A 24112-nucleotide genomic window follows, 5' to 3' on the forward strand; every position below is an offset into this window, starting at 1 on the left:
GGGGAATGATAATTAATGGAAACTTTATTTGTAAAGGCGAATGATCGAGAAAATTCTGTAACAGGACTACTTTATGAGGCTTTTATTAGTACCTACAAAGCATTAAACCCTAATGATTCGATTGTAGAACTCGACTTATTTCAGGAACACATGCCGTACTTAAATGCGCTAATGATTGAAGTAAACTATAAAGCAGCACAAGGAATTCCATTATCAATTTCTGAAGAAGAAGTTAATCACATCGTAAAAAGACACCTGAATCAATTTTTAGCAGCAGATAAAATCGTCTTCGCCTTTCCGCTCTGGAACTTAACTGTACCCGCTGTCTTGCACACGTATCTTGATTACTTGCACCACCCACGTAAAACCTTTACGTATACGGAAGAAGGCTTGGTCGGTTTATTACCGAATAAAAAGGTCGCCTTGTTAAATGCAAGGGGTGGTGTGTATGCAGAGGATGATCGATCAGAGATGGCCGTTTCATTCGTGAAAAATCACTTAAACGTATTTGGAATCACGGACATTACTACCGTCATTATTGAAGGGCACAATCAATTTCCCGATCGAAGTGAGACCATTATACAGAAAGGTCTCCAAAAAGCGAAGCAAGTGGCAAAAACTTTTTAAAATGAACCGATAAACACCTTGAATGTTCTTTCCCCGGATAGAGGATTCAAGGTGTTTCACGTGAATGCGATTCGAAGGCAGAAAGGAATTCTTTTCGACTATCATTAGGATGATAAGAAAGTATAATCAAAATTCATAAATAATCCTAACTTTTCTTATAAATAAAATTCGATACAATGAAAGAAAGGGGGAATGAAATTGAATATTCATGTTACTATTCGTGAAGCGACAGAGGGAGACTTAGAGCAAATGGTTCATATGCTCGCTGATGACGTGTTAGGCCGTAAACGGGAGCGTTATGAAAAGCCACTACCAGTAAGCTACGTCCGCGCATTTAAAGAAATTAAAAAAGATAAGAATAATGAGTTAATTGTCGCTTGTAATGGGGAAGAGATCGTCGGTATGTTGCAAGTAACATTTACCCCATACCTTACGTATCAAGGGAGCTGGCGAGCAACGATTGAAGGGGTAAGAACTCATTCAGCTGCACGCGGCCAAGGAATCGGGAGCCAATTGGTATGTTGGGCCATCGAGCGAGCAAAGGAACGAGGCTGCCACCTCATTCAACTGACAACAGATAAACAGCGTCCCGACGCTTTGCGTTTTTATGAGCAGCTAGGCTTTAAAGCTTCTCACGAAGGACTTAAAATGCACTTTTAAGCTTTTGTATCATGAGCGTTGATTAGACTTCGTCTTTGAAATACCTCAAAGCGAAGTCAGCAATCGCTCTAAATCGTATAAATAACCGCCAAGCGATACTGGATTTGTTTCAACCCAAGCATACACTCGTACTCATCCTGTTCTTGCACGCTCACTTTTAATCGTTCGATTTCTAACTCAATATCTTGGTAGTCTTCGAGCTCTCCTAAAAGTTGCATTTTCCATTTTTGATTGGCATAGTGCGCTTCAAAATCTTCGATGTTTGCTAGGGCTTCTTCCCATTTCTCATGTACAATTTGCTGCTGCAATTCCATTACTTGATCAAAAAGAAGCTCATCATTTTTCGTCTTAAATAAGTCTCCCACATTACAGCTAGACAATAATGTCAAAAGAAGAGCTGCTGTTACGACGTATATAGGTTTTCCCATTTTGATCCCTCCCTCGGTCAATAGAAGAAGTATGGTTTCCTTTAGTTTGCCCCATAATAAACAAAAAATCGCCTTTTTTTAAAGAGGGAGGAAAACAGATGACTGATTTAGGGAATGTCTTGATACGAGGTGCCGTTGGCTTTTTAGTATTGTTAGTATTAGCCCGAATCATGGGGAAAAAGCATATCACCGATATGACGTATTATGAATACATCGTAGGCCTTGCAATTGGTAGCATTGCTGCGGAACTAACGTTTAGTCCACATGTAAGAATGTCGAACTTTTTATTTGGAATGATCATCTGGGCGATCTTTCCGATGGTTTTGTCAAAGCTTGAATTAAAGTCTTTTCGTTTTCGTTCCTTAGCGGAAGGTGAACCAACGGTTTTAATCGAAAATGGAAAGATTCTTGAGGAAAACTTAAAAAAGGAAAACTTAACCGTTGATGAGCTAATGATTCACCTTAGACAAAAGGATGCGTTTAAACTTGATGACGTTGAATCTGCTGTAATGGAGAAGAGCGGACTCATAAGTGTTATGAAAAAAAGCAATGTTCAACCGCTCACCCCAAAGGATGCTGGACTAGTGATCGAGCTAGACCATTCTCCGCAAATTGTCATGATTGATGGGAATGTGCTCGAAAAAAGTTTGCAGGATTATGGATATACGAAAGAATGGTTGCTCGCAGAAGTGACAAAGCAAGGGGCAAAACGATTTGAGGATGTTTTTCTTGCCCAAATTGATTCAAAAGGGAACGTCTATGTCGATTTATACAATGATCAACAATCAAACATGCCTGAAGTGAAACAAAAATTGTTAATGGCAGCAAACATTAAACAATTGCAGGCCGATCTCATCCAAATTTCCATGCAGGTGACAGATGCTAAAACGAAGGAGCAATTTAAAGCGCATGCAAAGCAAATGGATCAACTCTTTCATGAGCTATCAGCACACATGGTAGAGACACCTTCCACTTAGTCATAGATTTTTTGCGTAACATTCATTTCTCAGAAAGAGCAGTTGTTGCCATCAATTTGGAGAACGGTTTGTGGGATAAAATGTAGTCATCGACCCAAACAGCATGACCATTGTTTATGTGATCTTCGTCTAAAATCTCACACACAATGTACGGATCAGTATTTTTCATTTTGGCCATCTGTTTAATGGTTGACGCGATTAACAATACCTTTCCATCTTCAGCTGTTGCGTCAACCGGGTAGTCGGAGGCAAAAAGACAAACCGTTTTCGCTTGCAGTACATTCGCTTTTTCAAGAATATCAACCTTGCTTGGGTCGCCTTGTACATAATAAACGTTTGCATCGTCAATCGAAACGTCCGTCCGTTCATCGATTACGACGATCTTCGTTGTTTTCTTTTCATTTAGAATTTCCATAATGGAGAGTTTTGCCTTCTCAGACCAGGTGATCATCACGACATGATTTTTGCCTTGATAGACCATCGAGTTGTCCTCCTTTAACTCCTCATACTTTAGAATAAAATCGATCCATTTTGCAATCATCACCGCAAAAAAACTAATACCGAAAAGGTAAATCACGGTCGTGAACAATCTTCCTGCAACGGTCTCTGGAATATAATCTCCGAAGCCAACTTGAGATACCGTTGTCATAACGAACCAAAATCCGATATAAGGGCTTTTAAACTCTTCAGGTTCAATCCAATGAATCACAAATGAGCTAATGAGAATAAACAGAATTCCAAACAAGATGATTTTCCAATGTTCAATTCGGATGCTGTGGCGAAGCACTTTTTTAATCAAACTAATCATCATTATATATAAAAACTCCTTACTTTTTATACTAAGGTTGTGCGGAAGTCAAGATTTCATTCTTTCCAAATGTTAAATGATGATTAGATACGATCTCTGCTAGCGAAGAACAGGATGTTTAGGTGCAATATGATGTGAGTAAAGGGAGATGTGCATGTTATGAGTTTCGTTGATGGATCCAAAAAATATATCGGAAATATTGTGATAGCCAAGTTGCTTTAACGTTTGATGCAGCCAGTCTTCCGTTAAGCCTAAGTTGTCCAGCACTTGCTTTTGAACCGTTCCTTCCACAATAATGGGGTAGGCAATCGTCCCTTTTTCGGGTGGTAACTGAAAATCCTTTCTTGTGACTGGGACGTGCGATGATTTCATCTGTATGCTTAAATCACCGTTAGCCTCAATGATTCCAAGCTCGACCAAGGATACATCAAAAACATTTTGCTGGCGCAGCATGGACAGGATATTATCGACTGTATAGCGTATATTTTTTAAGTTCTGCTCAAGAAATTGCCCGTTTTGGATGACGATCGTAGGAGGAAAAGTGATTAATTTGCGGAAACGATCAAAGCTAATCAGTGATGTCGCCACAGCTTTTTGAAGAAGGGCAATCGCAAGTATGGCAATCACCGTTGGAAGATGCTTGACGTCCGGGTCTGCCAAATCTGCCCCAACGACCGATCCCAGTACTAAAAACACAATGTAATCGAAGACGGGAAGTTCTGAAATTGAGCGCCTTCCCATAAATAGGGTAACGACTAATAGCAAAGGCAAGATCATGGCGACTCGACCTAATACCGTAGGAATATCCTGAGCCCATTCCATCTGTTTCACCTCGAACATAAGATAAATGTATATGTAGTATGCGCGAAATAAGAAAGGATATGACTTTCCTTCAATGAAGGATTGACTCGAATGGCGAGCTCGATTAAGGAAGGCGAGGTTTAACGCCTCCCCTGTTTTTTAAAATGTCCGCTCGTTTTTTCTTCGGTAACGAATGCCAGATAAGGGAATAGGAATGGTCAATGAGCTCCTCAATGAGTTCAATCGGCACTCGATGATTATCGTAATAAATTGAATTCCAGTGCTGCTTGTTAAGGTAGTAACCCGCAACAATATCCTCATACTGTTGGCGCAGAATCTCTGACTCACCAACATCACATTTTAAAGAAATTAAAGGCTTTTTCTTGCCGTCTGTTCCAATTATGGCAAACATTTTACCGCCGATCTTGTAATTGAATGCACTCCAATCTTCAACATATGTCTCTGTCGCTCCTAATTTAGCCTTACAAGCTGCTCTTAAATGCTCCATCACCTACCATAGAAAATCATTGTATGTTCAGTATACTTGAATATTTATCAGATTCATTGTAAAAAGAAACTCCGGGAATTATGACAAAATGTTTGATCATATGAGGTTCGTCATAATAGCGGAAATTTGTGTGAAATCTCTTTTGTTAATTGAGTATTTAGCATCGTGATTATCCTCGTTCGATAAGTTTGAGCTATTTTTACGAATCATAATAAAAAAACGGTGTGTATCAAGTTCTTTCGGTAACAAAAAGATTGTTGGACTGAAACTAAAAAGAAGGAAGCTTTGGGGGCTTCCTTCTTACATGAGTGCACCATAATGTAGCCATGGTAAGGCTTGCGTTAGTTGTCGTTAAGATACTTTATGATCGTGGACCATAATGGCTCGTGTTTATGACTATTTCTTGAATAAAAAGGCAAGTGCACGTTTTTGTTCAAGTCTGGTAATTCCCCTATACCACTTTTGTTTTCAAACATAAATTGTAAGAGAAGTTCTCAAATGAGCTTCTGTAGGAAACTCATAGTAAAGGAGGGGGCCACATGCACGATAGAAAAGACGGATTCACTTTAGTCGTAATCTTGTTCATCCTTTTAATCATTGTAGGTTGCGCTTGCTTTACCTATGGTGGCTACTAGGTTAACGGGTCCTTGATAGTGCAAAGGAGCATAGCCCACTGCTAATGATTAAAAAAAACGATTTTCCTGCTTTTAAAGGGGAAAATCGTTTTTTTGCAAGTCATACCAGCTGAATGAAGAAAGCCAAACAGAGGTGCGACGGTTGGCTACCGGCGAATGGACGTAATAAAGGGAGGGAATGATGAGCGTGAGTATTTTTTAGAATGGGCAATCTCAATTAATTGTGCGACAATGCTTATCGCAATTTCTTCCGGACCCTCGGCGTGAATCGAGAGGCCAACGGGTGAATAGAGATGGTCAGGAGGCTGATGGTTTTGTAATAAACGACGAGTTCGTTCTTTTGATCCTAATATACCGATGTAGCGAAGCTCTTTTTCCAATAAAAAATGGAGAATCTCTTGATCCTTTTGAAAGTGGTGGGTCATGATCAATACGAAGTCATCTGACTGAATAGGGAACTTACTTAAAAAATGAGCGGGAAAATCGACAATGATTTCATCTGCGTCAGGAAAAAAATGCTTCTCACATTGATTGGGACGCCAATCGGTGACGACCGTATAAAATCCAACGTTGCCCGCAAATGTAACAAGAGGTGGAACGTCAGGTCCTGCCCCAAAAATAATTAGCCGTTCTTTTGGAGAATAGATGTGGGTAAACATTAATGATTCTTCATTTTCATCTATTTTACGAATCCACTCCACGGGATGGCCGCTATGCCATTCCCCAAAATAAACACGTTCGTCAAGGATAAACGCATATTCCAAAACGGCACCTGACGTTGACAGCTTTTTCACATGAAAAACCGATTTTCCTGCACATAAATAATCATAGACTCGCTTTAAGTGTTGTCTCAGCTTGAGATCCACCGGCTCTAAGAGAACGGAGATTGTCCCGTTACATCCGCTTCCTTGTCCCCATGAGAGATCGTCCTCCGAGCTTAAATCGTAAACAACGGTACGAGACAATGATTCTTGCCACACTTTCTGTGCTTTTATGGTTAAATCCGTTTCTAAGCAGCCGCCGCTCAATAAACCGACCTGTGTCCCATCTTCCTGAAAAAGCATCATCGCTCCCTCTTTTCGATAAGAGGAGCCTTCTACATGAATAATCGTTGCCATCACACTAGGTTGATCAGTTCCAGCTAGCGTCTCTAACAACTCAATATCGCTCACGCATCAACACATCCCTTATTTCCAGTGACCTGTAATGATGTGTATGATACGTGAAGCTAGATAGAACATAGACGAGAATAGGTTTCGTTATTTTTTGATGATCAAGCAATCTCCATCTTTTAGATAGAACAGATCCGCTAAAAACACTTCAGCGATTGCATTCGCGATTTCTTTTAATTCTTCAGCATCCTTTGCAAATAAACAAAGGGGATCTCCACCTAAATATCGGTCTTTATTCGTCGTAATGAACGCAAGGATTCCTTGAATTTGATTATCGTTTTTCTCCATCTTCATATTCCTTTCGATTGCCTAGTTAGATTTCACGGTCCCTTGATGTTTATTAAAAAGTTCAGGGTTTTTCTTGACGGTTTCTAATAAAGGTGTCAGTAGGATCGTTTCTTTTAACAGTTGAAAATTTTTAATGATCGGTACGAGGGCAATAATAATTTTTCCGTCTGCTGGATTTTGCACACTATACAGCTTTCGTTGCCCCAACCTCCTCGTCGTTTCAAATAAAATCGCTTGCCGTTGTCCACTGTTAAGGAGAGGAATTTGATAGTGCTCATGGTTCGGATGTATGACAGCTGCAAGCCCATCCTCTAAAAACCATTGTTTCGCTTCCTCTCTCCCCATTAAATGAGAGACGAACATACCATCCACATAAAGGTCTGATCCTTTAATTTCCATAAGTCCTTCTGTCACTGACGCGATGTCCCCGATTTTTTGCCGCTCCGTAAAGCGTTTCAACAAATAAAATAGAACCAAACCGACCGCGGCCCCAACGAAAATTTCAACCCATCTAGAAACGTTTAAGAACTCTTGAAGTAGCTGGATTGTCAAGGCTGTTGTAAACGAAACAAGCATGGCGATATAGTTTCGCGCTTCGAAGATTTTTGCAATCCCATCGATGTATGCATCTCCACGTTTTGCAAATTCATCGCCTTCAAGATCAAGCAAGCTTTCCCGTTCGGTTTTTCGCACGTCACGGAAATGCTGAATGGCTAACGCAAGAAAGGTTACAGCAGCAAAGTCCTTTGCCATTAATGTTGGAATGACAATAGCCCCTAATGCGGAGGCAAGTCCGCCTGTGACGACATGAATAAGATATCCGTTCGGATAATTCGGATATTGCCGATAGTCTAATTTAATAGTCAGAAGCCGAGCGATCGTGCCAATCACTGTTGCTGTAATAATCAACACTAACATTTCTGGTGAAATGATGTCATTGTTATTTGACATAAAAGGTGAGCTCCTTACAAACAATTTTGCTATTAGGATGAATAAAACGTCTATTTTTATTCAATAGCAAATCATCCCCAAAGTATGCGAATGGGTTTTCGTTAATAAGCAATACTAACAAAATGAACCTTTTTGTTTGGAAAAACTTGTTTTTCAGAGGTGCTTTATGATGAGTCGAAGTATTGGAAAAAGCATTTATCGTAAAGAGGCAATGGCAAAAGTGACAGGGGCTGCAAAATATACGGCAGACTGGGCGACATCCGAGATGCTACATATCAAGCTTGTCACAAGCCCTTATGCCCATGCACTCATAAAAGATATTGACTTAACCGAAGCCTATCAAGTACCGGGTGTTCGGCGAATTGTCATCGGACAGCCATTTCCTCTTACTGGAGAAGAACTACAAGATCGCCCTCCGATCGCCTATCATAAAGTACGCTACCACGGGGAGCCTGTCGCGGCGGTTGTTGCAGATGATCCTGTGCAAGCAAAAAAAGCAGCGGAACAGGTTAAGGTTACCTATGAACCCCTTCCCGTTGTGAACTCGGTCACCGATGCGCTTCATCCCAACGCGGTGTTGGTTCATGACCATGTCGAAACCTATGAACGGATTGAACATGTATATCCTGAAGCAAACAGCAACATAGCAGACCATACAAAAATCCGCAAAGGAAACATAGAAGAAGGCTGGGCGCAAAGTGATGTGACGGTCAATGCTCACTTTTCGTTTTCACCATCGGACCATATCGCGATGGAAACTCGCTGTGTTACAGCGGAAATCTGCCCAGACGGGAAAGTTGTCTTTACCTCATCGACCCAATCACCCTATATCATCAAAAAGTTAATGAAAAAATACTTTGAGATTGATGAAGGGAGCGTGATTGTGCACACTCCGTTAGTAGGAGGGGGCTATGGCGGGAAGGTAGCGGTCCAACTTGAACTCATTGCTTATATGGCAACGCTCGCAGTCGGTGGAAGAAAGGTGAAACTTTTAAATACACGGGAGGAGGATATGATTACATCGCCCGTGCACATCGGGCTCGAAGCAGATATCAAACTAGGAGCATCAAAAGATGGATTTTTAAAAGCAGCCGAAATCTTGTACAAGTTTGATACAGGGGCCTATTCTGATAAAGGGGCGACGATCAGCCGAGCGGCGGCTGTCACTTGTACAGGCCCATATCACATCGAAAACATTTGGTGCGATTCCCTTTGTGTCTATACAAACCATCCGTATGCGACAGCTTACAGAGGATTCAGTCACTCTGAGCTACTATTTGTTTTCGAGCGAGCGATGGATCAACTCGCACGAAGGCTAGAGATGGACCCGTTAGAATTACGGCTGAAAAATGCCATCTTACCAGGGCATACAACCCCGACGCAAATGCGATTAAATCAAAGCACTGTCGGAGACTTGCCGCAGTGTATCAATAAATTGAAAACGTTAATGAATTGGACAGAAGGCCAAGTTATTCCAATTAATGACCAAAAAATACGGGTGAAAGGCGTAAGCTGTCTTTGGAAAACATCAACAATTGATTCACAGGCAAGCTCCGGTGTTGTCCTAATCTTTAATGCAGACGGAAGCATCAACGTCCTATCGGGTCTAGTTGAAATCGGGACAGGGACAAAAACAATCCTAGCTCAATTACTTGCAGAAAAGTTGAGCATGGATGTGGATAAGATCCACGCCAAAATGGAAGTAGACACCCAATCGATGCCAGAGCATTGGAAAACCGTGGCAAGTAGAGGGACGTTAATGGCGGGAAGGGCGTTATTACATGCTGCAGACGACGTCATTCGTCAATTAAAGGATTTGGCCTCACGGGTTCTCATCTGCTCCCCTGAGGATTTAGAAGTTGGAAATGAGAGGGTGTACGTTCGTGATGAACCTGACACATTTATTAAAGTCTCCGATATTTGTCATGGCTATAAATACCCGAGTGGTTACGCCATCGGGGCACCGATTGTTGGAAGAGGTCACTACACATTAAGGCACATCACCCACCTGGAGCATGATACTGGGGTCGGAAAGCCTGGACCTGAATATGCTGTTGGTGCCCAAGGGGTAGAAGTGGAATTTGACCTGCGAGACTATACGTATAAAATTTTGAAGGCTTACGCCGTAATCGATATCGGAAGAGTGTTAAATGAAAAGGCGGCAAAAGGGCAAGTAATGGGGGCGATGAGCATGGGGTTAAACTTTGGTAGCAGTGAGACATTCGTGTTCAATGAGGATGGTCAAGTGTTAAATCCTCGCCTGCGAACCTATACACCGTTTCGTTATGGTGACCACCCTGAATATATAGTGGATTTTGTCGAGACTCCCCATATTGATGGACCCTATGGTGGGCGTGGCATCGGTGAACACGGCTTAATCGGCATGCCGGCAGCATTGGCCAACAGTCTGTCACTTGCTGCAGGTGTGGATCTCAATCAGCTGCCATTAACTCCGGAGCTCATTTGGCAAGAGAAAAGGCGGTCCTCCTCATGATTTCGTTTGAATTTGAATATTACAAACCAGCCTCCGTCATAGAAGCGACAACATTATTTCAATCGTTGGATCAAGCGGGGAAAGACCCGATGTATGTTTCGGGCGCTACCGAACTCATTACGCTAGGGCGAGTCAACCAACTAAAATCAGGTGCCATCATTGATCTGAAAGGAATTTCCGCATGCGTTTAGCGGGCTTTGCGCTTTTCCGTTTCGAGATCAAACCATGGAGCAATGGTTAAATGATCATCAATTATCTACAGAACAACGGATTGAAAAATCGATTGAGCAAGTGCCGGCGCCGATTGTAAATGACGTGCATGGATCATCCGAGTACCGAACGTTTGTCCTAAAAAACACATTGACTGATGTACTGAATGAGTTGGAGGGCGAAGGTCATGTATAAAACAGAAATCACATTAGACGTAAACAACGAACAGCGAACGGTTTATGTGAGAAATGCCGATCTATTGTTAGATGTATTGCGTGAGCCATTAGGGTTAACAGGAGCGAAGCCAGGTTGCTTAAATGGAGATTGCGGCACATGTACCATCGAGGTGGATGGGGAAACAATGAAAGCGTGCTTAATGCTAGCCGTAGAGGCTGTCGGAAAAAAATCACAACGATTGAAGGCTTAAAAGGTACGCTAGTGCAAGGAGCGTTCATTGAGAAGTTCGCCTTCCAATGCGGGTACTGTACACCGGGGTTTATTATCAATTGCCATACACTCTTGCAAAAATACCCGACGGCAGACGATACCGTCATCAAGGATTGGTTAGAATCGAACATATGTCGTTGCACAGGTTACCAAGAAATTGAGGAGGCAGTAAAAGCGGTCCAAGATCAATTAAAAAATGGCTCTCGAGAATAAAGGGTATGCATGACTACGGAAGGTTACATACTAACGATGAAACAGCAACAATCATCATGAGGAGGTCGATCAAACATGCAACAAAACCAGCAAGCCCAACAAGCGGCACAACAAGCAGAACAAGCGATTCAACAGGCGCAACAAGCCATCCAGCAAGCAACACAACAAGCAAATCCTCAAGCGATTCAGCAAGCACAGCAACAGTTAAACCAAGCCGCTCAGCTCGTACAGCAAGCGCAAACAAGCGCACAACCTGCCCAACAGCAACAATTTCAGCAGGTTCAGCAACTGTTACAACAGGCGACACAACAGCTAACCCAAGCGCAACAACAGCAACAAAGCCAACAATAACGTTTGTTTGACAAGAAAGGGACCATTCACTGGCCCTTTCTTTTTTTAACCTGTTTAACTAGGCTAAAGAACCTCTTTCCCCACAGACTACATACACCACGTTCAGTGGGAAGGAAAAGAGACCTCTTACTGAATGAAATTTTACTTTGAGATGTAAGTCAAGAATGAAATAATGATCATTGCGAGAGTGATTGAAAAGCTATTGCAATACAGGTCAAACAGGTCTTAATCAGGAAAGACGTCCTCTTTTTTACAATTTTATCGTATAGAACCTTAAGTCAGCGACAAACTAAGGTTGTCATAAAAATTTCCAGTACGATATGTACATCATTTCATGTACGTAAAAACAGATTGGAGGAAAGCGGAGTGGACAAAGACCAACAAGGAACCGAATCATCTGAAAATAAGAAGAATGAACAGCTAGAACCATTCAAGGTGGATCACAAAAACACGAAGCTCACAACGAATCAAGGGGTGAGGGTATCTGACACGGACGATTCCCTTAAAGCAGGGGATCGAGGCCCTACCTTAATGGAAGACTTCCATTTTAGGGAAAAAATGACTCATTTTGATCATGAACGGATTCCTGAGCGTGTCGTTCATGCGCGAGGTTTCGGTGCCCACGGCTACTTTCAAGTGTATGAGCCAATGACCGAATATACGAAAGCATCATTTTTACAGGACCCTAATGTAAAGACACCGGTGTTTGTCCGTTTTTCTACAGTGGTCGGTTCGCGCGGGTCAGCCGATACGGTTCGTGACGTAAGGGGATTTGCGACGAAGTTTTACACAGAGGACGGAAACTATGACCTAGTAGCAAACAACATCCCGATCTTTTTTATTCAGGACGCTATTAAGTTCCCAGATGTGGTTCACGCCTTAAAACCTGAACCGCACAATGAAATCCCGCAAGCTTCTGCAGCACACGACACGTTCTGGGATTTTGTCGTTAGCAACACAGAAACCGCTCATATGATTATGTGGCTCCTTTCAGACAGAGCAATCCCGCGCAGCTTTCGAATGATGGAAGGGTTTGGCGTCAACACGTTCCGGTTCGTGAACGACCAAGGGAAGGCCCGATTCGTAAAATTCCATTGGAAGCCGAAGCTCGGAGTTCATTCGCTCGTTTGGGATGAAGCGCAAAAGCTTGCCGGGAAAGATCCTGACTTCCATCGTCGCGATTTGTGGGAAGCGATTAACATGGGAGAATACCCTGAATACGAGTTAGGCGTGCAAATGATTGAGGAAGAAGATGAGTTTTCGTTTGATTTCGATATCCTTGATCCGACGAAGTTTTGGCCAGAGGAAATGGTTCCGGTAAAGCTTATCGGGAAAATGACATTGAATCGAAATCAGGACAATTTCTTCGCCGAAACCGAACAAGTCGCATTTCATGCAGGGAATGTCGTCCCAGGGATTGATTTCAGCAATGACCCGCTCTTACAAGGTCGGCTTTTCTCTTATCTTGACACCCAACTGCTTCGCTTAAGTGGTCCGAACTTTCACGAAATCCCGATCAATCGACCAATTGCCCCTGTCAACAACAACCAGCGAGATGGATTCCATCGGATGACGATTGACAAGGGGGCTGTTAGCTACTCGCCAAATACGCTTCGCAATAACTCGCCTGAACCAGCATCGGATCAAGAACACGGATACGTTCATTATATGGAAAAGGTCGAAGGACAAAAAATTCGCAGGCGCAGTGAGAGCTTTAACGATCATTTCAGCCAAGCCACTTTGTTTTGGAACAGTTTGTCGACAGCGGAAAAACAACACCTGATCAAGGCGTTCCATTTTGAAGTCGGAAGTGTAAAGGATAAAAACCTCAAACAACGTGTTGTTGAGATGTTTAATCAAGTCGATGGAAAGTTAGCGGCAGAGATCGCGAAAGGAATCGGTGTCAACCCTCCGACCACACCTGGGGGAACGGGAGTAACAGCGTCATCTCCAGCCGTCAGTCAAGAAAATACGATCAAACTGGCAAGAACGCGAAAAGTGGCCGTTCTAATTGATCATGGCTTTGCTTTCGACGAGGTGTCACAAGTAGTCACTGCGCTACAATCCGCTGGTCTCGGAGTAGATCTCGTGAGTAAGCAGTTAGGGATGATTTCCAGCGATGAAGGGGAGCAACTAGAAGCAAACAAAAGCTTCGCCACTACCGGTGCCATCATGTACGACGCACTTTACATCGGCGGTGGTGCCCAATCCATTAGTAGCCTCAATTTGTACAGTGAATCGAAAACCTTTGTTGATGAAGCATTTAAACATGCGAAAACAATCGGAGCTACAAATGAAGGCATTGAACTACTAATAGCTGCACAAGTTCAAGGAATTACATTCGCAGGTCCTGATTCGAACGGTCATGTTGTGAACGACCTAGGGATCATTACGATTCAAACAGATAAAGATTTTAAGCCATTTAGCGATGAAATGATCCATGCCATTGCCCAGCACCGCCATTGGATGCGGGAATTTAAGGATGGCAAATTGTCCGGTTAAGCGGTAAGACGAACGCCCCTTTCATTAAGTTGCGAGGGGTGTTTACATTTAACAAAAAAACGTAAATCATCTAAATTTTTGTTGACACCTCTAACTTAAAGCGCTTACAATAAAAGCAGTTATTAGTTATTAGAGGTGGAACCTTCTTGTCCAAACATAAAAGTCATCGCATCGGTCAGCTCGCGATTTTACTAGCGGTCAGTGAAGAACCTGGCATTGTTGAAGCGAGCATTCTGTCATCAGACTATCAATCTTGTATCGGTCGAGTTGGGTCCATGGAGTCAAATAAGATTGTTGCTGCGATTGAGACGGCAGCGAAGAAAAATGGATTCATCCGTGAAGGGGTTTACCGAGAAGCCCATGCCTTGTACCACGCAATTATCGAAGCATTGCACGGAGTCACAAGGGGGCAAGTCCAATTAGGTTCATTTCAGCGAACGGTTGGATTACGGTTCGCCATTGTCCGCGGCAAGCCTTACAAGGAGGAAGCCGAAGGAGAGTGGATCGCGGTTGCCCTTTATGGAACAATCGGTGCTCCGATCAAAGGTCAAGAGCATGAAACAATTGGATTAGGCATCAACCATATTTAATTTGCCCAGAGTGATTAGACATGAGGGGGCTATATCTAAGGATCTTGATGATTCTTTGGTATAGCCCCTTTTTGTGTCTAAACAAGGGCATAAGTGGAGGAAGGTGACGAACTTGAAGTTGTTAGATGGACGCTCCTTATCCCTTCATGATTTGCATCGAATCATTTATGAAGGTGAGACGGTAGGAGCTTCAGATGAAAGTATGGAGAAGGTAAAACAGAGTCGAAAAGCAGTTGAACAAATCGTCGCAGACGAAAAAATTATTTATGGGATTACGACCGGGTTTGGGAAGTTTAGCGATATTTTCATCGATCCAGACGATGTGGAGAATTTGCAGCACAACTTGATCTATTCTCATGCTTGCGGTGTAGGGCCCCCGTTCCCAGAAACAGTAAGCCGAACCATGCTCGTTCTTCGGGCCAATGCCCTACTAAAAGGATTTTCTGGCGTAAGGCCCCTTGTGATTGAACGACTTCTCGCCCTTGTGAATGCAAATATTCATCCCGTTATTCCCCAGCAAGGGTCACTTGGAGCGAGCGGTGATTTAGCCCCGTTGTCTCACTTAGCCCTCGTACTCCTAGGAGAAGGAGAAGTGTTTTACAAAGGCACGAAAACGAAGGCAAGCTTCGCCTTAAAGGAAGAAGAGATTGAGCCGATTACGTTAACTGCAAAAGAGGGGCTCGCCTTGATCAATGGGACACAAGCGATGACAGCAATGGGGGTGATTGCTTATTTGGAAGCGGAGAAGCTGGCCTTTCAATCGGAAATCATCGCCTCTTTAACAATGGAAGGATTACGTGGCATCATCGACGCCTTTGATGAACAAATTCATTTCGCTCGCGGCTATATCGAGCAAGTCGACGTCGCTCGAAGGATGGAGTCCTATCTTCAAGACAGTCAATTAACGACTAGGCAAGGAGAGCTCCAAGTCCAGGATGCGTACTCGCTGCGTTGCATCCCCCAAGTCCATGGTGCCACGTGGCAAACGTTGCGCTATGTGAAGGAAAAGCTAGAAATTGAGATGAATGCAGCGACCGACAATCCATTAATCTTTGATAATGGTCAAAAAGTGATCTCTGGCGGAAATTTTCATGGGCAGCCAATTGCCTTGGCCATGGACTTTTTAGGAATCGCCATGGCTGAGCTTGCCAATATTTCCGAGCGCCGTATCGAGCGTTTAGTGAACCCTCAATTAAATGACTTGCCGCCATTTTTAAGTGCGGCACCTGGCGTTCAGTCAGGGGTCATGATCTTGCAATATTGTGCGGCTTCACTTGTCTCTGAAAACAAGACGTTAGCCCATCCAGCAAGCGTCGATTCGATCCCATCCTCTGCTAATCAAGAAGACCATGTCAGCATGGGGACGATCGGATCTCGTCACGCTTATCAAATCATCCAAAATGTCCGTAACGTTCTTGCGATTGAATTGATTTGTGCCATGCAGGCGGTTGACATTCGCGGCCGGGAAAAGATGGCTAGTTTCACGAAAAACATACTAGAAAAAGGAAGAGAGCATGTTCCTTATATTGATCAGGATCGAATGTTTGCCAAAGATATTGAACGCGCTGCTAAATGGCTGAAGGATGGCAGTTGGGATTTCACAAAAATGCGTGAAAAGGAAAGGACCAATCACTACTAAAAGGGAGGCTTTGATGATGGTAAAGGAAACAAAACGTATGATCCAAGCAAAGAAAGGTATAGAGCTAGAATGCAAAGGCTGGGAACAAGAAGCGGTGTTACGGATGCTGTACAACAATTTGGACCCTGAAGTAGCGGAAAAACCTGACGAGTTAATTGTTTATGGTGGGATTGGAAAAGCCGCTCGCAACTGGGCTGCCTTCGAAGCGATCGTCGAGCAGCTACGAACGTTAGAGAAGGATGAGACCCTTTTGATTCAATCTGGTAAACCAGTTGGGCGGTTCAAAACCCATGAGCAGGCGCCGCGCGTCTTGTTATCAAATTCTGTTCTAGTGCCAAAGTGGGCCCATTGGGAGCATTTCAATGAGCTTGAGAAACAAGGGCTTATGATGTACGGACAAATGACGGCAGGAAGCTGGATCTATATCGGGTCGCAAGGGATATTACAAGGGACGTATGAGACGTTTGCTGAACTGGCGAGACAACACTTCGGGGGAAGTTTAAAAGGAACGCTCACGTTAACAGCAGGACTTGGAGGCATGGGTGGGGCTCAGCCGCTTGCTGTTACGATGAATGGAGGCGTCGGTAAAAAGGTATGATGTTGGAAATGACAGCGGGAGGTATCCAGTTTGCGGATCATACTAGTAGATGATGAGCCCTTAGCTCTAGCATACTTGGAAAAACTTTTAGTTGAAATTGGCGGTCTCACCATCATTGGATCCTATACAAACCCAAATCAAGCGATTCAATCGGTGATCCAACACAAACCTGACCTCATTTTTCTTGACATCAACTTACCTGACATCAACGGTATTGACTTCGCCGAACAGGTGCAATCTATCCTGCCCGAGGTCCATATCGTTTTTATTACCGCCTATGATGAATATGCTGTTAAAGCTTTTGAGCTTAACGCAATTGACTATGTGATGAAGCCTGTGCAGCGAGATCGCTTAAACCGTACCATTAACCGGATAACCGATCGCAAAACGGTTGAACCGCTTAGGTCACAGACGGACTCGAAGATCATCAGCTGCTTTCAAACCTTGCATTTTCAAAAGGGGTCTGAAATAGGAAAAGCTGAGCCAATTGATGTAAATTGGCGGACAGCAAAAGCTCGAGAATTATTCGCTTATCTTGTGCAACATCGAAAACAACCTGTACGAAAAGATGTACTGCTCGAATTTTTCTGGCCTGAGTCAGATGTAAAAAAAGGATACGCTCAACTTTACTCAGCGATTTATCAAATTCGTAAAATGTTGGACTCCTTGCAAATGAATAGTACAGTCGTCAGCTTTGATAAAAGCTACAAGCTCCATCTTAATGGAACGAAGCTTGATGTAGAAGAATGGGAGAGAGAGCTTAGACAACTACCGAACATCACGGAAGATACATTGCCAAGCTATCGAAGACTATTGGAAACGTATAAAGGTGATTATTTAGCGGAGGAAGCGTATCTATGGGCAGAAAATGAGCGAGAGCGCTTGCGTACACTCTATCATTCCACGTTTAATAAAGTTACAACTTACTACTTGGAGTGCGGGGACTATACGGATGCTATCACCCTTTGCCAGCGTGTACAAACGCTGCATCCACTTATGGAAACGAGCTACTTTTTATTAATGCAAGTATACGCCAAAATGGGGGATAATCACTCGGTGAAATCGCAATATGAAAAGCTCAATCACGTATTAGAAGCAGAATATGGCATTCATACGAGTGATAGCATTGAAAACTGGTATAACGAATGGAAAAAGCAACTACAATAGTTATAAAAAGTCCTTTCCCACAAAGGGAAAAGGGCCTTTTTTATTGAGACGATTTATGACACCTGCTTTAGCCTGCGTATTGCTCACATTTTGCAACAGACATTCCTTCACTTGTCTCTCCCCATATTAGAAACGGATAGGCTGCTAGTTTACCTTCATAGATTTTCTCCGTACAGATTAAATCCGTCAAATGATAAGGTTGCACAAATTGAGGCGGAGTTGACACTAGTTTTGTCGATCCACCATTTAAAATGGTCGCGACGAACTGTGAGCAAAAAAACGCTCGTTCTCGTTGAATATCCCACTTACACATGAGACCTATTAAGCCTAGCAAATTATATCGATAATCGTCCTGTTGTTTTTCAATCATCGCTACCTTCTGCTTCATGGCTTTATAATCTGCTAGACTGACCTCGCAACGGTAGACGGCACAAGACGCCCGATAAAAGAGTGGTGCATGGACGTTCTCCCTAACAAAGCCCCCAAGAAAAGGATTGTGTGGTCTTTTTCGGCCGAAGCTGTACAGCTCAGAAAGTTCTCGATCAAAGGCGATGGAGGCATGGTTTATCATTCTTGTAAACAACGTTCCAGTGTCTGTTAGTAGAATATAAACATGTTTAGTTTCTTTCATCTAATTCATCCTTACCCATTCATCTCTATCATTCTTCCTGTCCCCAAAATGTAAACATTGGAAACCCTTCCTCATCATATCAAAAGTTATAAAATGCTAACAGAGTTTTTCGCTAGATTTTAGAAAAACTTAAGAATTTTTTATTCAGGTGTTCCTTTTCATCGCGTTTCTGCCATTATGTAGGGAAGGGAGGTCAAAAAGAAAAGGATATCATGGAATTCGTACGGAGAGGTCGTTACTGACCCGATGAAGGAATCGTTTCAATTAGAAGAGCTAAATTAAGTCCGGGGCGCCCGACAAGGGGAGAGAGCACCTTCTGGAATTGATAAAACGCGAAAAAAGACCAAAAGAGAACATGGACGCTCTTTTGGTTTTTATGATTTCTTCAACTTTCTAAAAATGAGCCAGAGGACACCAACGATCACAATGAGGGATAAAAACAACAGACTATTCGACGTGCCAATAATCGAGATCGGAATCACATTCCCTTCCAAAGAGAATTTGAGCTTGAAGCCACTCCCCCTAAGTATGCCATAAATTAAAAAATGATTGTAAGCGATTTCTTTAAATGTTTTTTGATAATGCTAGAATGGGCAAAAGAAGTTTATAATAAAGTGGAAACATCGTTTTATGGTTAATGACATGGAATCAAACCATTCGTTTATTCTCATAAGCACTCTTGACTTTATTAAATGATTAAGTAAAAATATTAGTAAAAGTTTTTACTGATAGTATTTGTAGGAGGGGACACAATTGGCAACAATAAAAGACGTAGCAGAAATGTCGGGATACTCCATCTCCACCGTCTCCCGAGTGTTAAACAATGACCAAAATCTTTCTGTTACAGAAGAGACAAGAGAAAAGATCTACGAGGTCGCTGACAAATTAAACTATCGCAAGAAAACTGTAAGAGTGCTCGTTAAAAATGTCGCTTTTTTATATTGGCTTACCGATAAAGAAGAGTTAGAAGATGTATATTTTAAAACGATGCGGCTAGAGATCGAAAAACTCGCTAAGGCATTTAATGTAGAATTAGCAACGTATAAAATCTCTGACGGGATTGAAAAAATCCCCGACAGCATTGAAGGTTTTATTGCCGTAGGAACTTTTTCAGATGAAGAGCTTGCTTTTTTAAGAAAAAAAACGACAAACGGGGTATTTATCGATTCAACCCCAGATCCGAATCATTTTGATTCTGTCCGCCCAGATTTAGCACAAATGACAAAACAAGCGATCGATTTTTTGATTATGAAAGGTCATCAGCAGATTGGTCTTATCGGTGGAACGTATCATAATCCTAATACAGATATGGATGAGATGGACATTCGTGAACGTACCTTTAGACAATATTTAGACGAAAAACAACGACTGAAGGAAGGATTTATTTTTTGTCGTAGAGGGTTTTCCGTCGATAACGGCTACCACTTAATGAAGCAAGCGATCGAAACCCTCGCTGATGATTTACCAACTGCTTTTTTTGTCGCTGGCGACCCTATTGCAGTTGGCTGCTTGCAAGCGCTTAACGAGGAAGGAATAGCCATTCCAAATCGCGTGAGCATTATAAGTATAAATAATATTAGCATTGCAAAATACGTGTCACCACCGTTAACGACGTTTCATATCGATATTGAAGAACTTTGCAATAACGCGATCAAATTGTTGCTTGAACGGCTGGTGGATAAACGAAAAAGCGTGAAAACACTCTACATTGGAGCCGAGCTCGTCATTCGCAAAAGCACGAATTGATGCAAACCTAAGGGAAATTCCCCTTAGGTTTTTATTTTCCGCAAATATTTTACTCATTTAAGTAAAAAAGTTGTTTATTATTTTCTTTGTTGGTGCTATATTAGTCTTATAAAACGCTTTCATAGATAGACACACAAAAAATAAAAAAGAAGGGGAGTTCTGATGATGAAAAAACGTCAACGATTCATAGGGATCGTAAGTGGAATAGCACTAAGTCTCGCTTTAGTGGCTTGCGGCCCGCAAGATGAAGGTGGGGAAGGCTCGGCTGAGGCACCTGCGAGCAACGAGTTACTCATTTGGGAAGACCAAGAAAAATCAGAAGGTATCGAAGAAGCGGTTGCTCAATTTGAAGCTGAGCACGGCGTCACCGTTACAGTAGTGGAAAAGCCTTATGCTCAGCAGCTTGAAGATTTGCGACTTGACGGCCCAGCAGGGACTGGCCCCGACGTGTTTACGATGCCTGGGGATCAAATTGGAACAGCTGTCACCGAAGGGTTAGTAAAAGAATTAGACGTGGGTGAGGACATCCAATCCCTATACACAGAAGCAGCGATGCTCTCGCAAATCGTTGATGGTAAAGTTTATGGCTTACCGAAAGCAGTGGAAACAACGATGCTTTACTATAACAAAGAGCTTATTTCCGAGGATGATCTACCCGAAACGTTAGATGAATGGTATGACCTATCAAAGGAATTTCGTGAAGATGACATGTACGGTTTGTTAGCCTTATTTGACCAAATTTATTATGCACAAAGTGTACTAGGTGGCTATGGTGGATACGTATTTGGACTTGATGATCAAGGAAACTATGATCCGACAGACATTGGCTTGGATACAGAAGGCGCCATTGAAGGGGCCGAACAAATTCAACGTTTTTATGGAGAAGGCTTATTCCCGTCAGGAATCATCGGCGAGCAAGGGATCAATGTGCTTGATTCATTGTTTACAGAAGGAAAAGCAGCCGCCGTCATTTCTGGCCCGTGGAACCTTGAACCATATGCAAGAGCAGGGATCAACTACGGCGTTGTAAAATTGCCAGAGCTAGACAATGGTTTGAATATGAGCTCATTTATGGGTGTAAAAAGCTACAATGTCAGTTCGTATTCTAAAAACGCCGAGTTAGCTGAGGAGTTTGTGAAATTTATCGCCAACGAAGAAAACTCACGCACGCGTTATGAAATAACAAAAGAGGTTCCAGCAGTCCAAGCATTAGCTGAGGATCCAGTCGTCACTGAAAGCGATGCGGCAAAAGCGGTCGCAGAACAATCGCAATTCTCTGAGCTGACTCCGAACATTCCTGAAATGAATGAAGTGTGGACCCCGGCTGATGCCGCACTACAAACGATCGCCACAGGGAATGCAAGCCCTCGAGATGCTTTAACTCAAGCGGTTGAAACGATCAGAGGACAAATTGAAGCGAACCATAGTGGCAAGTAGAAGGATTTAGAACCAAATGGTGTCCAGTGCTCAGAAGGCGCTAGACACCATTTGTTCAACGTTTTTCCGTTTCGTCATTTGTGGATATAAAGAGGTGAAAACATGCAGCATCGAAAAATAGCTTTATTATTGTCTGTGGTCCCGGGACTAGGCCAATTTTATAACAGACAATGGGTGAAGGGTTTGCTTTTCTTTTTTCTCGCCATATCGTTCTTTTTCGTATTTGGCGATTTATTAAATATGGGATTTTGGGGCCTGTTCACATTGGGGACACAAGTCCCTCGTGATAATTCGATCTTCTTATTAGCGGAAGGGATTATCGCAGTGATTGTCACATGTTTTGGTCTTGCCATTTATTATATAAACTTACGAGATGCTTATAAAAATGGAGAATTGCGCGATGAAAACAGGCCACTTTACTCTTTGAAAGATCAATACCGAAACCTTGTTGAACAAGGATACCCTTATTTGGTTAGTGGGCCTTCTTTGTTTATTTTAATCTTCGCGGTTATTTTTCCGATCTTATTTAGCTTCGCCTTAGCGTTTACAAACTATAATTTGTATCATTCACCACCAGCCAATTTAGTTGATTGGGTTGGACTTGAAACGTTTGCAAAAATTTTCACCGTTGATATATGGCGTGCCACTTTTTTCGATGTGCTCTCATGGACCGTAATTTGGACTCTTGTAGCCTCCACATTTCAAGTGAGCCTTGGGATTCTTCTAGCCGTGGTTGTCAACCAGAAGGATTTACAATTTAAGAAGCTTTTCCGCACCATTCTGATCTTGCCTTGGGCGGTACCAGGCTTTGTTACGATTTTAATTTTTGCCGGACTGTTTAACGATAGCTTCGGTGCGATTAACAACGACATTCTCGCCGCTTTTGGGATTGATCCGATTCCGTGGATGACGAACTCTACTTGGACAAAGGTGGCGTTAATTACGATACAAGGGTGGCTTGGCTTTCCGTATATTTTTCTTGTGACGACAGGGGTGTTGCAATCGATTCCTGATGATCTTTATGAGGCAGCTACCATTGATGGAGCATCAGTGTTTGCCAAATTTCGTCACATTACGCTGCCAATGATTTTAATTGCCATTGCACCGGTGATCATTACCCAGTTCACCTTTAACTTTAATAACTTCAACATTATTTATTTGTTTAATGGCGGGGGGCCTGCGATGCCTGGGTCAACAGCAGGAGGCACGGACATCCTTGTATCCTGGATTTATAAATTAACGATGCAATCCAGTCAATATTCATTAGCGGCTGCTTTAACGATTCTATTATCTATTTTCGTTATCTCAATTGCTTTATGGCAATTTAGACGGACTAACTCTTTCAAGGAGGGGGCATAAGCGGTGAAAACAAACATGAAGCAAAAGAAGTTCATTCGACTTCTTCTTTCATACTTACTATTAGCCTTTATGGTATGTGTCATCATTTATCCCCTGCTTTGGACCGTTGGAGCAAGCTTCAACCCTGGGAACAGTTTAATTAGTACATCGATCATTCCCAAAAATCCATCGCTCGTTCATTACCAAGAATTGTTTGCAGGAAAAGATAGCTTGCAATATGGCCAATGGTACAAAAACTCGCTAAAAATTAGTCTTTTCACGATGGTCGGGACGATGATCAGCGTTTCGTTTACTGCCTACGCCTTTTCTCGTTTTCGATTCAAAGGAAGAAAGCATGGCTTAACGCTCTTCTTACTGCTACAAATGATTCCACAGTTTTCAGCGTTAATTGCCCTCTTTGTCCTAGCACAAATGCTCGGATTAATGAACAGTCATTGGCTGTTGATCATGCTTTATATCGGTGGGCTCATTCCGATGAACACCTATTTAATGAAAGGGTACATGGATTCCATTCCAATCGATTTAGATGAAAGCGCGCGAATCGATGGTGCGAGCCATACGCGGATCTTTCTCCAAATCATCATGCCCCTTTCAAAGCCGATGCTTGCTGTTGTAGCGATGAACGGCTTTACAGGTCCTCTCGGCGACTTTATTTTAGCGTCCACGATTTTAAGAACGCCAGATGCGTATACGTTACCAATCGGGCTCTTCAATCTAGTAAATGATGTTATGGGGGCGAGCTACACAAAATTTGCCGCAGGAGCGATTTTAATCAGCATTCCCGTTGCATTCATCTTCGTTTTACTGCAACGCCATTTTGTTTCCGGTTTAACAGCGGGCGGAACGAAAGGATAGCTAGAAAGACTAGGCTTG

Annotated in this window: 24 protein-coding genes and 2 pseudogenes; 18 read left to right on the forward strand and 8 right to left on the reverse strand. The window is 42.6% G+C overall.

All coding sequences use genetic code 11. The features are described from left to right. Positions 1–15: 15 nt before the first annotated feature. Both E2L07_RS11330 and E2L07_RS11335 read left to right on the forward strand, forming a co-directional pair. On the forward strand, positions 16–627 hold the full coding sequence (locus tag E2L07_RS11330; RefSeq protein WP_134229606.1) for an FMN-dependent NADH-azoreductase: 612 nt from the start codon (positions 16–18) through the stop codon (positions 625–627). Between the two features lie 192 nt (positions 628–819). Next, the gene (locus E2L07_RS11335; RefSeq protein WP_041820556.1) at positions 820–1287 is read left to right on the forward strand and encodes a GNAT family N-acetyltransferase; all 468 of its coding nucleotides are present in this window, start codon (positions 820–822) and stop codon (positions 1285–1287) included. Positions 1288–1355: 68 nt separating this feature from the next. Here the strand turns inward: E2L07_RS11335 and E2L07_RS11340 are convergent, their stop codons facing one another. Further along, positions 1356–1715, reverse strand: a complete 360-nt coding sequence (locus tag E2L07_RS11340) for a DUF4363 family protein (RefSeq protein ID WP_134229607.1) — start codon at positions 1713–1715, stop codon at positions 1356–1358. Between the two features lie 98 nt (positions 1716–1813). Here E2L07_RS11340 and E2L07_RS11345 point away from each other — a divergent pair, with 98 nt between their 5' ends. Then, positions 1814–2692 (forward strand): DUF421 domain-containing protein, encoded by an 879-nt coding sequence (locus E2L07_RS11345; RefSeq protein WP_134229608.1) that lies wholly within the window; start codon positions 1814–1816, stop codon positions 2690–2692. A gap of 22 nt (positions 2693–2714) precedes the next feature. Here the strand turns inward: E2L07_RS11345 and E2L07_RS11350 are convergent, their stop codons facing one another. From E2L07_RS11350 to E2L07_RS11360, 3 genes are all read right to left on the reverse strand, one after another. Beyond that, positions 2715–3503, reverse strand: coding sequence for a potassium channel family protein (locus E2L07_RS11350; protein WP_134229609.1), 789 nt, complete (start codon positions 3501–3503; stop codon positions 2715–2717). Positions 3504–3599: 96 nt separating this feature from the next. Then, on the reverse strand, positions 3600–4322 hold the full coding sequence (locus E2L07_RS11355) for a DUF421 domain-containing protein (RefSeq protein WP_134229610.1): 723 nt from the start codon (positions 4320–4322) through the stop codon (positions 3600–3602). A 103-nt stretch (positions 4323–4425) separates the two neighbouring features. Beyond that, positions 4426–4809 carry an MmcQ/YjbR family DNA-binding protein gene (locus tag E2L07_RS11360; RefSeq protein WP_134229611.1) on the reverse strand — a complete coding sequence of 128 codons (384 nt, stop codon included), beginning with the start codon at positions 4807–4809 and terminating at the stop codon, positions 4426–4428. Positions 4810–5348: 539 nt separating this feature from the next. Here E2L07_RS11360 and E2L07_RS11365 point away from each other — a divergent pair. After that, positions 5349–5444, forward strand: coding sequence for a YjcZ family sporulation protein (locus E2L07_RS11365; protein WP_134229612.1), 96 nt, complete (start codon positions 5349–5351; stop codon positions 5442–5444). Positions 5445–5590: 146 nt separating this feature from the next. Here the strand turns inward: E2L07_RS11365 and E2L07_RS11370 are convergent, their stop codons facing one another. From E2L07_RS11370 to E2L07_RS11380, 3 genes are all read right to left on the reverse strand, one after another. Continuing rightward, positions 5591–6616, reverse strand: coding sequence for an XdhC family protein (locus tag E2L07_RS11370; RefSeq protein ID WP_243854949.1), 1026 nt, complete (start codon positions 6614–6616; stop codon positions 5591–5593). Positions 6617–6703: 87 nt separating this feature from the next. Next, positions 6704–6904 (reverse strand): capping complex subunit for YIEGIA, encoded by a 201-nt coding sequence (locus E2L07_RS11375; protein ID WP_134229613.1) that lies wholly within the window; start codon positions 6902–6904, stop codon positions 6704–6706. Between the two features lie 21 nt (positions 6905–6925). Continuing rightward, a complete protein-coding gene (locus E2L07_RS11380) occupies positions 6926–7855 on the reverse strand; it encodes a YIEGIA family protein (RefSeq protein ID WP_134229614.1) in 930 nt (309 codons plus the stop codon). Positions 7856–8024: 169 nt separating this feature from the next. Between E2L07_RS11380 and E2L07_RS11385 the strand changes: the two genes are divergently transcribed. The 10 genes and pseudogenes from E2L07_RS11385 to E2L07_RS11425 all read left to right on the forward strand — a co-directional run bounded on the left by E2L07_RS11385 (position 8025) and on the right by E2L07_RS11425 (position 18066). Next, positions 8025–10349: a xanthine dehydrogenase family protein molybdopterin-binding subunit gene (locus E2L07_RS11385; protein ID WP_134229615.1), complete on the forward strand. Its 2325-nt coding sequence runs from the start codon at positions 8025–8027 to the stop codon at positions 10347–10349. Continuing rightward, the gene (locus tag E2L07_RS21745; RefSeq protein WP_412733926.1) at positions 10346–10540 is read left to right on the forward strand and encodes an FAD binding domain-containing protein; all 195 of its coding nucleotides are present in this window, start codon (positions 10346–10348) and stop codon (positions 10538–10540) included. Before E2L07_RS11385 ends, E2L07_RS21745 begins: the two co-directional genes overlap by 4 nt. Before the next feature lie 34 nt (positions 10541–10574). After that, positions 10575–10754 (forward strand): hypothetical protein, encoded by a 180-nt coding sequence (locus tag E2L07_RS21750; RefSeq protein WP_412733925.1) that lies wholly within the window; start codon positions 10575–10577, stop codon positions 10752–10754. Beyond that, positions 10747–11219, forward strand: a pseudogene (locus E2L07_RS11395) ((2Fe-2S)-binding protein). Before E2L07_RS21750 ends, E2L07_RS11395 begins: the two are co-directional and overlap by 8 nt. Positions 11220–11294: 75 nt before the next feature. Beyond that, complete coding sequence (locus tag E2L07_RS11400) at positions 11295–11570, forward strand: hypothetical protein (RefSeq protein WP_010898137.1); 276 nt, start codon at positions 11295–11297, stop codon at positions 11568–11570. Between the two features lie 366 nt (positions 11571–11936). Continuing rightward, positions 11937–14072, forward strand: coding sequence for a catalase (locus E2L07_RS11405; protein WP_134229616.1), 2136 nt, complete (start codon positions 11937–11939; stop codon positions 14070–14072). Between the two features lie 146 nt (positions 14073–14218). After that, a complete protein-coding gene (gene hutP, locus E2L07_RS11410; protein ID WP_010898139.1) occupies positions 14219–14662 on the forward strand; it encodes a hut operon transcriptional regulator HutP in 444 nt (147 codons plus the stop codon). 112 nt (positions 14663–14774) lie between these two features. Then, complete coding sequence (hutH, locus tag E2L07_RS11415; protein ID WP_134229617.1) at positions 14775–16301, forward strand: histidine ammonia-lyase; 1527 nt, start codon at positions 14775–14777, stop codon at positions 16299–16301. A 16-nt stretch (positions 16302–16317) separates the two neighbouring features. After that, positions 16318–16884: pseudogene (locus E2L07_RS11420) on the forward strand (urocanate hydratase); the annotation flags it as partial. A gap of 45 nt (positions 16885–16929) precedes the next feature. Beyond that, positions 16930–18066 carry a response regulator gene (locus tag E2L07_RS11425; RefSeq protein WP_053431165.1) on the forward strand — a complete coding sequence of 379 codons (1137 nt, stop codon included), beginning with the start codon at positions 16930–16932 and terminating at the stop codon, positions 18064–18066. A gap of 67 nt (positions 18067–18133) precedes the next feature. On the opposite strand, the gene E2L07_RS11430 is transcribed toward E2L07_RS11425, so the two are convergent. After that, entirely contained in the window at positions 18134–18697 is a 564-nt protein-coding gene (locus E2L07_RS11430) for a hypothetical protein (protein ID WP_134229618.1), read from the reverse strand. A gap of 753 nt (positions 18698–19450) precedes the next feature. Here E2L07_RS11430 and E2L07_RS11435 point away from each other — a divergent pair. The 4 genes from E2L07_RS11435 (at position 19451) to E2L07_RS11450 (ending at position 24094) form a co-directional block, all read left to right on the forward strand. Further along, the gene (locus tag E2L07_RS11435) at positions 19451–20443 is read left to right on the forward strand and encodes a LacI family DNA-binding transcriptional regulator (RefSeq protein ID WP_134229619.1); all 993 of its coding nucleotides are present in this window, start codon (positions 19451–19453) and stop codon (positions 20441–20443) included. Positions 20444–20608: 165 nt separating this feature from the next. Beyond that, entirely contained in the window at positions 20609–21880 is a 1272-nt protein-coding gene (locus E2L07_RS11440; protein WP_166740064.1) for a galactooligosaccharide ABC transporter substrate-binding protein GanS, read from the forward strand. Positions 21881–21982: 102 nt separating this feature from the next. Next, on the forward strand, positions 21983–23239 hold the full coding sequence (locus E2L07_RS11445; RefSeq protein WP_134229621.1) for a galactooligosaccharide ABC transporter permease GanP: 1257 nt from the start codon (positions 21983–21985) through the stop codon (positions 23237–23239). 15 nt (positions 23240–23254) lie between these two features. Beyond that, complete coding sequence (locus E2L07_RS11450) at positions 23255–24094, forward strand: galactooligosaccharide ABC transporter permease GanQ (RefSeq protein ID WP_420897816.1); 840 nt, start codon at positions 23255–23257, stop codon at positions 24092–24094. The last annotated feature ends 18 nt before the right edge of the window (positions 24095–24112 follow it).

Source organism: Halalkalibacterium halodurans (assembly GCF_004376175.1).
GTDB lineage: Bacteria > Bacillota > Bacilli > Bacillales > Bacillaceae_D > Halalkalibacterium > Halalkalibacterium halodurans.

Bases quoted from the DNA above. Each gene is read 5' to 3' on its own strand.
- E2L07_RS11330 (WP_134229606.1), top strand. From the start codon at position 16: ATGGAAACTTTATTTGTAAAGGCGAATGATCGAGAAAATTCTGTAACA.
- E2L07_RS11335 (WP_041820556.1), top strand. From the start codon at position 820: ATGAAATTGAATATTCATGTTACTATTCGTGAAGCGACAGAGGGAGAC.
- E2L07_RS11340 (WP_134229607.1), bottom strand. From the start codon at position 1,715: ATGGGAAAACCTATATACGTCGTAACAGCAGCTCTTCTTTTGACATTA.
- E2L07_RS11345 (WP_134229608.1), top strand. From the start codon at position 1,814: ATGACTGATTTAGGGAATGTCTTGATACGAGGTGCCGTTGGCTTTTTA.
- E2L07_RS11350 (WP_134229609.1), bottom strand. From the start codon at position 3,503: ATGATGATTAGTTTGATTAAAAAAGTGCTTCGCCACAGCATCCGAATT.
- E2L07_RS11355 (WP_134229610.1), bottom strand. From the start codon at position 4,322: ATGGAATGGGCTCAGGATATTCCTACGGTATTAGGTCGAGTCGCCATG.
- E2L07_RS11360 (WP_134229611.1), bottom strand. From the start codon at position 4,809: ATGGAGCATTTAAGAGCAGCTTGTAAGGCTAAATTAGGAGCGACAGAG.
- E2L07_RS11365 (WP_134229612.1), top strand. From the start codon at position 5,349: ATGCACGATAGAAAAGACGGATTCACTTTAGTCGTAATCTTGTTCATC.
- E2L07_RS11375 (WP_134229613.1), bottom strand. From the start codon at position 6,904: ATGGAGAAAAACGATAATCAAATTCAAGGAATCCTTGCGTTCATTACG.
- E2L07_RS11380 (WP_134229614.1), bottom strand. From the start codon at position 7,855: ATGTCAAATAACAATGACATCATTTCACCAGAAATGTTAGTGTTGATT.
- E2L07_RS11385 (WP_134229615.1), top strand. From the start codon at position 8,025: ATGAGTCGAAGTATTGGAAAAAGCATTTATCGTAAAGAGGCAATGGCA.
- E2L07_RS21745 (WP_412733926.1), top strand. From the start codon at position 10,346: ATGATTTCGTTTGAATTTGAATATTACAAACCAGCCTCCGTCATAGAA.
- E2L07_RS21750 (WP_412733925.1), top strand. From the start codon at position 10,575: ATGGAGCAATGGTTAAATGATCATCAATTATCTACAGAACAACGGATT.
- E2L07_RS11400 (WP_010898137.1), top strand. From the start codon at position 11,295: ATGCAACAAAACCAGCAAGCCCAACAAGCGGCACAACAAGCAGAACAA.
- E2L07_RS11430 (WP_134229618.1), bottom strand. From the start codon at position 18,697: ATGAAAGAAACTAAACATGTTTATATTCTACTAACAGACACTGGAACG.
- E2L07_RS11440 (WP_166740064.1), top strand. From the start codon at position 20,609: ATGAAAAAACGTCAACGATTCATAGGGATCGTAAGTGGAATAGCACTA.
- E2L07_RS11445 (WP_134229621.1), top strand. From the start codon at position 21,983: ATGCAGCATCGAAAAATAGCTTTATTATTGTCTGTGGTCCCGGGACTA.
- E2L07_RS11450 (WP_420897816.1), top strand. From the start codon at position 23,255: ATGAAGCAAAAGAAGTTCATTCGACTTCTTCTTTCATACTTACTATTA.